This is a genomic window from Dyella sp. C11 (genome assembly GCF_003121485.1).
Classification (GTDB): domain Bacteria; phylum Pseudomonadota; class Gammaproteobacteria; order Xanthomonadales; family Rhodanobacteraceae; genus Dyella.
The window spans coordinates 1-10105 of sequence record NZ_QAVX01000038.1; the positions used below are offsets into that span (position 1 = coordinate 1).

Genomic DNA, 10105 nt, shown 5'->3' on the forward strand with positions numbered 1-10105 from the left:
GTGCCGCCCGCATTCGCGCCATTGCCGATGGCCGCCGCATTGCTGCCGCTCTGCACGGTGGCATTGCCCGAACCATCCACCGCGATGGTGGCCGGCATGGATGCGCCGCCTGCACCGCCACCCTGCATCTGCGCGGCGAGAGCGGTTTCACCGTTGTCGAGTGCGGTCAGCGCCGCACCGATGTTGGAGTACACGGTGCCCTGGATGGTGTACTGCGCGGCAAAGTTGTTGCCCGCCGACGCACCGCCACCCAGCACACTGGCAACACCCGCACCCATCGTGCCGACCGCGGTATTGAGCTGCCCCAGGTTGACGGCATCGGTGTTCGCCGTGCCGGCCGCCAGGTTGTGGATCTGCGTACCGGTCGAGGCGAGCGAGATGCCAGCCTTGGTGGCGTCGTCGTAGGTGACGCCCAGCGTACCGCTGCCGGTGGACACGCCCGCGAGCGCCGAGGTCAGCTGTTCGACGTTGACGGCATCGTGGTCCTGCGTGCCATCGGCCACGTTGGTGATCTGGCGTTCCGCACCGGCGGCGCCGACCGACACGCTGTTGTCGCGATCGGTTACCGAATTCGCACCAATCGCCACCGCATTCGTGTTGCTCACCACAGCGCCCGCGCCCAGCGACAGGCTGTTGTCGCCGCTGGCCGCTGCATTCGCACCGACGGCGATCGCATTGAGACCACCCGCAGCGGCATTCAAACCCAATGCCACGCCGTTGTCGCCAGTGACCAGCGCGCCATAACCCACGGCGGTCGCGTAACCGTCTGCGCTCATGGTGAATGCGCCACTGCCCACTGCGGTATCACCGACGCTTGCGGCATAGGCACCCGCGCCCATCGCCACGCCGTAGTCACCATCGGCTTCCGCTTGCGGACCGACAGCCAGACCCTGCATGCCGCCAGCAATCGCGTTGTTGCCCATCGCCTGCGCCGCCGAGCCGATCGCTTGCGCGCTCACACCAACCGCCATCGCCTGCGTGTTGTTGGCCAGCGAGCTGGAACCGATGGCCATCGAGTCACTGACGCTCTGCGTGGCATCCACGGCATTGGGATTACCCGCGGTCGCGTTGTAACCGATCGCCATGTTGTTGGTGCCTATGGCACCACCTGCAAAGGCGTTGGTGCCGACCGCCATATCGCCGGTGTAGGACGCAATGGCGTGGTAACCCACGGCGACCGAATCGGTCGACCAGGCCACGCTGCTGCCGCCGATGGCCGTGCTGTGGATCTGGCTGCCATCCGGCGCGTTGTCGGCAATGGCGCCGTTACCGATGGCCACGCTGCCGTCGCCATTGGTGGCCGCGTGATAGCCGATGGCAACGGCACCCGCATTGTCGTCGGCGTCGAGATAACCCTCCGGGTTGGCGGTGGTGCCGGTGCGATTGATGTAGCCCGTCGATGTGCCACCGGCGGAGGCATACGCACCCATCGCCACGCTGAAGTCACCCGACGCCAGCGATGACGCGCCGTAGGCGCTCGATCCAACACCCGAGCTGATGGCGTTGGAGCGATAACCCACCGAGCCGTTGCTGTTCACGTCCAGCCAACCGCCCACCGCCGTGGAGCCGGGGCCGGTGGAATACGTACCCGGGCCGATGGCCAGCGAGCCCTCGCCGTAGCCAATGGCCTTCGTGCCCACGGCAATGGAGTTCAGGTTTTCAGCCAAGCCCGCGCCATAACCAAGCGCAATGCCGTAACTCGATCCGGCTGACGATGCGCCGGTACCGATCACAACGCTGTTGGATGCGGTCGCATTGCCGTTCGACGTCGTGAGTGTTTCCGCTTCGGCGCCCGCACCAATGACCACGGTGTTGGCCGAGAGCGAGTCGATATATCCGGAGCCGACTACCACGGAGTTGTTTGCATTGGCCTGGCCGCCGAATCCGACAGCTACCGCGCTCTGGCCGGCTGCGATGGCATTGGCACCCACCGCGGTGGAGTATTTGCCCGTTGCGTTGGACGCCTCGCCCAGTGAGGTGGCGTAGAGCGCAGTGGCTTTTGCACTGGCGCCGATGGCCATCGCATCCGATGCGCTGGCAACCGCGGCATAACCCACTGCCGTGGCCTGCGTCACCTGCGTGTTGTTGACGATGTCGCCTGCGGTCGACGCCGCGCCAAGCGCCATCGACTGCGTGGCACCGGAAACCATGGCACCGTCACCCATGGCGGTGTCGTTGGTCAGGCCCGAGAAGTTGCCCGTACCCACCACCACCTGTGCGCCGGTACCGATCGCCACGGCGTTGGCCACGCCGCTGACGGCTGCACCTGTACCCACCACCGTGCCATTGCTGCCGGTAGCCTGTGCTCCCTGACCCACAGCAAGTGCGCCCGAAGCGGATGCGGTAGCGCCATTGCCGATCGCGGTGCCGTTGAGACCGCTGACCGACGCGCCCGAACCCACGGCGAGGCCGTTGTCTGCCGTCACAGCCGACGCAGTCGTTGAACCCGCGGTCGGCGCGGACACGGTGAGAAAGCCCGAACTGTCGGACACGCTGGTCGTCTGCGGTGCAGCCTGCACATTGAACGCGCTTACGGCGGCGCACGTCAGCGCATCGCTGGTATCCGCCACGCCACTGCCTGCCCACGACACACCACACGCACCCGCGCCCAGCGGCAACAGGCTGCCGACGATGGCCAGCGCAAGCACACGCTTGCGCACACCGGAGGCACGGCCCTTGCCGCTCGCACGCGCGAACTCGGACGCAACCACCACGGCGCCCAGCGCCGCGTTCCACACCTTGCTGTAGATCGTGTTCACAGAAATCTCCCCGAAAAGCCACTGGCTGCGCCACCGCTCCCACGGCTCTTCGGCGCGATCCCCCGATCACGCCACGGCGCTTGCCTGCGGCAACCATGAATAAAGAGACGTCTAACCGTCCCTGATGTGTGATGCCGCCTGGAGATTCAGTGAGCGAACAGGGCAAGTCACGCACGCTCCCACACCAGCAGCACGCACCTCTCCAACCTCACCAACATTTGCTCTTGCTCACGGGAAGCAGCCGGGGAAGAATGGGAAAGTAGGCCGCACGCTATGTGGCGAGTAGGATTGGTACGCAGGTGGAAGTGAGCAGTTTTTGGGGGAGCGAGTGACCGTTCCAGGAATACGGGCCGTCAGGGAGTGGCTGGACCGGGCACCAACAAAGGATCCTGTCGAGCGTCTCAACGCGCGTTTCATCCAGGTACTGATGATGGCGACCGGCCTTCAGGCCGTGCTCGTGCGTCTGTATTTCATGGTGGCCGAACCCGGCGCTGCGTTTCCCGCCGTGTGGTCGGTCGCTGACATCACGGATCTTTGCGCGGACATCGGCGTCGCACTGGGCTCGTGGATCGGCGTGGTGTTGATGCGGCGCGGCCACTATCACCGCGGCATTCAATTCTTCCTTTGCGTTTACCTGCTCACGCTGGCTGCAAATTACGCCACTACCGGCTATCGGCACGCGCCGCCCGATCCATCGCCGGCATTGCTTCTCGCTGTCGGTGGCGTGGTGCTGGGACGACGCACGCTGTGGACGGTGTATGCCGCCGTCATCACCTGTTTTGCATTGGGCGAGCTCGCCGATGCGCTCTGGCTGCCCGGCGCCAGCGGCGATTTCTGGTGGCCGTTTCACGCGCTTCCGATGCTGGTGGTGGCGTATCTCATCGTGGCCTTTGCCATCGACAGCACCACGCGTGCGCTACGGAAGATGCTTGCCGACGCCGTGCAGCGCGGCGAAGCACTTGCACGCGCGAACGTGTTGCTGAAGAAGGAAATGGAAGAGCGCGAACGCACGCAGCATCAGCTCATCCACTCGCAGAAGCTCGATGCCATTGGTCGCGCAGCCAGTGGTGTCGCCCACGATTTCGACAATGTGCTCAACGTGGTGCTTGGCTACGCCTCGCAGCGCGAACAACTGGCCGACCTGGGTACGTCCGCGCTCATCAACGCCATGCAGGGCATTGAACTTGCCGCGCTGCGCGCGCTCACCATCAGCCGTAAGCTGCTCAATTTCAGCCGGCAGGAAGTGGGTATCAGCCAGGTTTTCGATGCCTGCGTGGCGGTGACCGAGCTGGAACCCATGTTGCACCAGCTATTGGGCAACTACGTCCAGCTGGACCTGCAACTGCACCCCGAGGAATTGAAGTTGCAGCTCGATCGCGGCCAGTTCGAACTGATGATCTTGAATGTCGCCGCCAATGCGCGCGACGCGATGCCGGAAGGCGGTCGCTTCACCGTGCGCGTGGAAACGAACGGCGTGCCAGCCACCCTGATGCTGACGCTGACCGATACGGGCATGGGCATGCCCGATGATGTGCGCGCCAAGGTATTCGAGCCGTTCTACACCACCAAGCCGTTTGGTCGGGGCACCGGCCTTGGATTGGCCGTGGTCGCGAGCATGGTGGAAGCGGCGCGCGGCACGATCGATGTCCAAAGCACGCCGCAACAGGGAACCTCGTTCCGCATTCGCCTGCCGCTTTACGACGAAGTGGACCTGCCGTTGCCGGAAATGGACGTCCAGATGGCCGTTCCCGATCAGGAATCGCTGGCGAACAGGTAACCCTGGCCGCGCGAAGTAAGCAGCGGCAAGGGCTGTCCGGCGGCATCCTGCGCCTTGCGGCGCAGGCGATGGACCATCATCTCCAGCCGGTGCGGATCGAACTCGTAGATGTCCGACGTCAACGCGCCGATGAGCTTCTCGCGCGACACGGGTTCACCCCGCACCGCCATCAGGATCCGGAGAATGCAGCGCTCCGGCGCGGTCAGCGGCAGCGCCTTGCCGGCCGGCGTCACCAGGCACCAGTCGTCCGTATCCAGCCGCCAGCGTCCAAGCCCGGCGGCCGGCGCTGCAGGGCTTCCGCTTCCCGGTGCGCCCAGCAGGCGACGCGCCACGCTGTGCAGCGTGGCGGCAAGTATTTCGATGTTCACGGGCTTGTTGAGGAACGCATCCGCGCCTCGCGCCAGCGCACCCACGTGATCGTCCATGCCCTTGTTAGCGGTGAGCATGACGATGCCCAGGCTGGAGATTTCGCGCAGGTGCTTGACCACGTTGAGTCCGCTTTCATCGGGTAGCCCGATGTCGAGCACCACCATGTCGAAGCGACGCGTGAGCATGTGCCGGTACAGCTCGGCGGCGGAACTCGCTCCCGTCACCTGGAAGCCGAAGTAGCGTAGTCCGGGAATGAGGATGCCATCGCGCAACTGCGCGTCATCCTCCAACACGCCAACGTGCCATGCGCGGTCCAGCGTTCTTGCGGTCGTCTTGGTGGTTCCGTCGATCATGCTGCGTGCTTGCTTCAATGGCGTGGAAAAGGGCTTCACTCTGCGTGTGCAGTATCCACGCCGTCAACATCACAGTGAAGCTTTATTTTGATTTTGCCGCTTGTCGCACAAGGACTTGCGTGCGCCTCGGTGGGCTGCGTGAGCAAGTGTGAGGAACGGTGTGGGTAGGTGCGTGTGTTGCGCGTCTCACCTGATCAAAGCTGGCCCCAAGCCGTCGTCTGACCGGCACATCGTCACTCATGGGGAGCCCCGCGCAGCGGGTCATGGGCTTGGTCGATCGTTGCCGGTTCCCGTGCTCGATGAAGCACGGCAGGCGCGCGTTCGAATGGAGACCACGCCGGTCTCGCGCATCCCGGGGAGAGAAGATGTCCAGCCGCACTCGTAAGACCAGCGCAGGCCAGCCTGCCTGCAAGGCGCTTTTGCCGATGGCGCTCGCGCTCGTGCTCAGTCCGTTGTCCGCACACGCGGCCACTGACTGGGCGCCCACACGCAGCCATGCAGCACTGCTGAAATCCACGACGACCGCGCAGGCCACCGCCAGCAAGGCCGCCGTCTCGACCACGCATTACTTCGTCAATCGTCGCGGCACGCCGGAAGTGCAGTCGATGGTGTCGCCGCTGGACAGCAGCAAGGCGCTGCATGTGTCGGTGGGCCTTGGGCTGCGCAACGCGGATCAGCTGCAGGCATTCATCAAGGATGTGAACACGCCGGGATCGGCCGTGTTCGGCAAGTTCCTCACGCCGGCACAATTCAAGGCGACCTACTCGCCGACGGACGCGCAAGTGCAGGCTGTGGTGGCACACCTGCAGAAGTCCGGCTTCACGCACATCACCGTGTCGCCCAACAACACCCAGGTCTACGCCGACGGCAATGCCGCCACCGTGGCCACGGCGTTCAACGCCACCATGAAGACGTACACGGACAACGGCAAGCAGCGCTTCGGCAACGACAGCGACGTGCTCGTGCCTTCGGCGCTCGGCGGCATCGTGACCTCCGTGGCAGGCCTGCAGAACATCGAGCATAAGCATCCGATGAGCTACCTCGGCAAGCCGGTGACACAGCCCGCGACGCCGCAGGATGCAACGGCCGTGACGCATGCGCCGACCGATTTCCCCACCATCTATGACGCGGACAGCACGCCGACGGCGTTCAACACCACGGTGGGCATCGTGACGTGGGGCGACCTGACGCAGACGCAGAACGACCTCAACCTGATGACGAAATATGCGGCGATGAGCACGACCAACGTGCGCGTCGTGCCCGTGACGATGACAGGCGAAACGGACTTCTCCGACGACCCCGATTCGGACACCGAGTGGAACCTGGATTCGCAGTCCATCATCGGTACCTCCGGCGGCGTGAAGCAGCTGGTGTTCTACACCGCTGCGAACGGCAAGGGCGGCGCTGCGGACGAAGAGCTGACCGACGCCTGCATTACGGCTGCCTACAACGCCGCCGTCACTGATACGACGCTTGCCAAGGTGATCAATGTGTCGCTGGGCGAAGACGAGACCGTCGCCAATGCGTCCGGTATCCAGGCACAGGACGACGCCATCTTCGCGCAGGCGGTGGCACAGGGTCAGACCTTCTCCATCGCGTCGGGCGACCAGGGCGTGTACGTCGCCACCAATGGCGAGATCACCAATCCGCAGGGCGCGGTCAACGTCGATCTCAGCGCCTATTCGGTGAGCGAACCTTCCACCTCGCCCAACGTCATCGCCGTGGGTGGCACGGAAGTGATGACCGATGGCGGCGCCTATGCCGGTGAAACCGGCTGGAACGACGGCGTGGAAGCGGCGGACGACGGCGGCGCCCGCATCTGGGCCAGCACGGGCGGCAAGAGCGTGTTCGAGACGGCGCCCGCGTGGCAGTCCACCGCACTGGGCGCGACGGTTCGCCAGGTGCCGGACATCGCCTTCGATGCATCGTCACTCACGGGTGCGCAGATCATCATCGGTGGTCAGAAGTACTCGGTCGGCGGCACCAGCCTTGCCTCGCCGATCTTCGTGGGCGTGTTTGCGCGCGTGCAGACGTATGCGAACAACACCATCGGCTTCCCTGCCAGCATGATGTACCGCGATTTCCCGACCAGCACGGGCGTGGTGCATGACGTGGTATCCGGTAACAACGGCGTGTCGTACCAGGGCAAGACCTACGGCTACAACGCCGGCACCGGCTGGGACTTCGTCACCGGTTTTGGTTCGCTCGACATCAGCAAGTTCGCCGCGCTGGCCTACACCTGGGGCAACACCTCGATTCCGCCGACCACGGCTCCGCCGCCGCCGGCGCCGACCATGCTCACGCCCAATGTTGTCGTCACCACGCAGGGGCAGGCCGGTTCCAGCCAGCAATTCACGCTGACGGTACCGGGTGGCCAATCGCTGCTGTCGATCCGCACGGGCGGTGGCACCGGTGACGTGTCGCTGTACGTGAAGCGTGGCAGCGCAGCCAGCGCCACCAGCTACGACTACTCGTCGGTCCATGCGAACGGTAACAACGAGAGCGTGTCGGTTCGCGCCCCCGCCGCTGGCGTCTACTACATCACCGTCACCAGTGCGTCGGTGTTCACCGGCGTGACTGTGGTCGGCGCTTACCAGTAACCGGACGCCCTGTCTCCATGCGGCGCCGCAAGGCGCCGCATGCACCCTTCATTTCACGGATGGACGTCCATCCGTCCGTATCCGGCGTGGCGCCGCCAACAGGCGAGCGACGCATGCGGGTGCGACTTGCCGAGGAAAGCTCGTGAACAAGATTTACAGCAAGATCTGGAACAAGACATTGGGGACCATGGTCGTGGCCAGCGAACTGGCCAGGTCGGCGCATGGCGGCACGCGCACGCGCGTGCTCGGCGCCGCCATCGCACTCGTGATGGCAGGTCAGTCGGGCGTTGCGCTCGCCGATCAAGCTGCACCGCAGGCGACGCAGGTGACCGTGCAAGCATCCAATCCGGCCGATCCCTATTTCTCCGCCGACGGTGCCGGTGACGGCAGCGATTCGGCGCTGTCGCTTGGCTCACAGAGCGTGGCGGCCGGCGCCCTGAGCACGGCACTGGGCACCCAGAGCACCGCCATGGGCTACAACAGCTGGGCGAACGACGACAATTCCACGGCCGTGGGCGCCAACACGCTGGCCTACGGCGTGGGTTCGTCGGCATTCGGCACCAACGCGTATGCGGGCTTGAACGGCTTCAACTACGCCACGGCCATTGGCTTCCAGTCGTACGCCGCCAACTACAACACCATCGCCGTAGGCGCCAATGCACAGGCAACAGGCCTGAGCAGCGTGGCCGTCGGCGGCTATATCGTTGACTCCACGGGCGCGGGAAAGGCGATTGGTCTCTCGACCACCCCCATTGCTGCGACCGCCTCCGGTGACTACGCCACGGCCGTGGGTCCGGGCGCGCAGGCCACCGCGCATGGCGCCACTGCCATCGGCGTGGGTGCCAACGCCGCCGAATCGAACAACGTGGCTGTCGGCAACTCAGCGAATGCCACCGGCGGCGTCGACACGCCTGTCGTCGCCGTGGGCACCGCAGCACAGGCTCTGGGTGATGGCACCGTGGCGCTGGGTTATCAGGCAGTGGCACAGGGTGATGTCAGCACGGCCTTGGGCACGGGCGCGCAGGCGGGCGGCTACGCCTCGTCCGCGGTGGGCGTGAGCGCTCAGGCCATCGGTTATGAATCCACGGCCCTCGGCGCGGCTGCGCAGGCCAGCGGTGACAACACCGTGGCGGTCGGCGTCGGCGCAGCCGCCTATGGCGAAAGCGCCGTGGCGGTTGGCTATGGCGCAACGGCCTACAACACCAATGACCAAGCCTTCGGCTACTACGCCTGGGCCGGTGGCGGTGCCGGCACAGGCAACCTGGCCATGGGTAACAGCGCGACGGCCGGCAATCCCAACGCCGATCCCACCGTGAGCGCCCAGTCGGTGAGCTACGCCACCGCCATCGGCACATCGGCGACGGCGTCGGGCAACCAGTCGATTGCCCTCGGCGCGAACGCCAATGCAAGCGGTGGCAACAGCATGGCGCTCGGCGCCAATGCGTCGGTCACCGCGGTAAACGCCGTGTCGATCGGCACCAGCTCCACGAACAGCCGCGACAACACCGTGTCGGTCGGCCAGGTGGGTTCGGAGCGGCAGATCATCAATGTGGCGGCGGGTACGAATGGCACCGATGCGGTCAATCTGAACCAGCTCGACGCCGCTGTTTCGGCCCTGGGCGGCACGGTCGGCCAATCGCCCTTCATCGCCATCAGCGGCAATTCTGCAGCATCGGTGACGTCGCAAAGCTTCAACAGCATCGCTATCGGCAACATTGCCACCGCAAACGACGCCGAGAGCGTGGCGATCGGTGACATTGCACAGACCAATGGCGGCAGCGATGTGGCCGTTGGCAGCGGCTCGCAGATTTTTGCAGGTGGCAGTACCGCCGTCGGTGCCGATACCGGCGTCGCATCGTCAGCCGCGCAAGGTGTTGCCGTCGGTTACAAGGCCTATGTGACGGCGACGAACGCCGTGGCCATTGGCGCCAACTCGTTGGCTGATCGCGCCAACAGCGTGTCGGTGGGTGCCGTGGGTGCAGAGCGTCAGATCACGAACGTGGCGGCTGGCACGGCCGACACGGATGCGGCGAACGTAGGTCAGGTGAATGCGTCGCTCGCCACGGCCAAGGCCTATACGGACGCACAGGCGCAGTTGCTCCAGAGCGAATTGCAGTCACTGCCTGCCGGTGACGGTACGGGCGGTTCGATGCCTGCCGGCATGGCCATCGATGGCAGCACGGCGGCCACGGTGCAGAGCGGCAGCAATGCGGCGGCCATCGGTAGTGGCGCGAATGCGGGCGGCAT

At 65.2% G+C, this 10105-nt stretch carries 5 protein-coding genes; 3 read left to right on the forward strand and 2 right to left on the reverse strand.

The window, feature by feature from the left end; all coding sequences use genetic code 11:
* Positions 1 to 2759: ESPR-type extended signal peptide-containing protein (locus tag DK366_RS20835; RefSeq protein ID WP_255412634.1), on the reverse strand; the 2759-nt coding region annotated here is incomplete at its 3' end.
* A 430-nt stretch (positions 2760 to 3189) separates the two neighbouring features.
* Between DK366_RS20835 and DK366_RS20840 the strand changes: the two genes are divergently transcribed.
* Entirely contained in the window at positions 3190 to 4536 is a 1347-nt protein-coding gene (locus DK366_RS20840; RefSeq protein ID WP_157956648.1) for an ATP-binding protein, read from the forward strand.
* Here DK366_RS20840 and DK366_RS20845 read toward each other — a convergent pair.
* A complete protein-coding gene (locus DK366_RS20845; RefSeq protein WP_109127486.1) occupies positions 4512 to 5258 on the reverse strand; it encodes a response regulator transcription factor in 747 nt (248 codons plus the stop codon). The two genes, DK366_RS20840 and DK366_RS20845, sit on opposite strands and share 25 nt — an antisense overlap.
* A 365-nt stretch (positions 5259 to 5623) precedes the next feature.
* Here DK366_RS20845 and DK366_RS20850 point away from each other — a divergent pair, with 365 nt between their 5' ends.
* Together DK366_RS20850 and DK366_RS20855 are read left to right on the forward strand one after the other, a co-directional pair.
* A complete protein-coding gene (locus DK366_RS20850; protein ID WP_109127487.1) occupies positions 5624 to 7858 on the forward strand; it encodes a protease pro-enzyme activation domain-containing protein in 2235 nt (744 codons plus the stop codon).
* Between the two features lie 142 nt (positions 7859 to 8000).
* A partial coding sequence (locus tag DK366_RS20855) for an ESPR-type extended signal peptide-containing protein (protein WP_109127488.1) occupies positions 8001 to 10105 on the forward strand: 2105 nt, incomplete at its 3' end.

Bases quoted from the DNA above. Each gene is read 5' to 3' on its own strand.
- DK366_RS20850 (WP_109127487.1), top strand. From the start codon at position 5,624: ATGTCCAGCCGCACTCGTAAGACCAGCGCAGGCCAGCCTGCCTGCAAG.
- DK366_RS20840 (WP_157956648.1), top strand. From the start codon at position 3,190: ATGGCGACCGGCCTTCAGGCCGTGCTCGTGCGTCTGTATTTCATGGTG.
- DK366_RS20845 (WP_109127486.1), bottom strand. From the start codon at position 5,258: ATGATCGACGGAACCACCAAGACGACCGCAAGAACGCTGGACCGCGCA.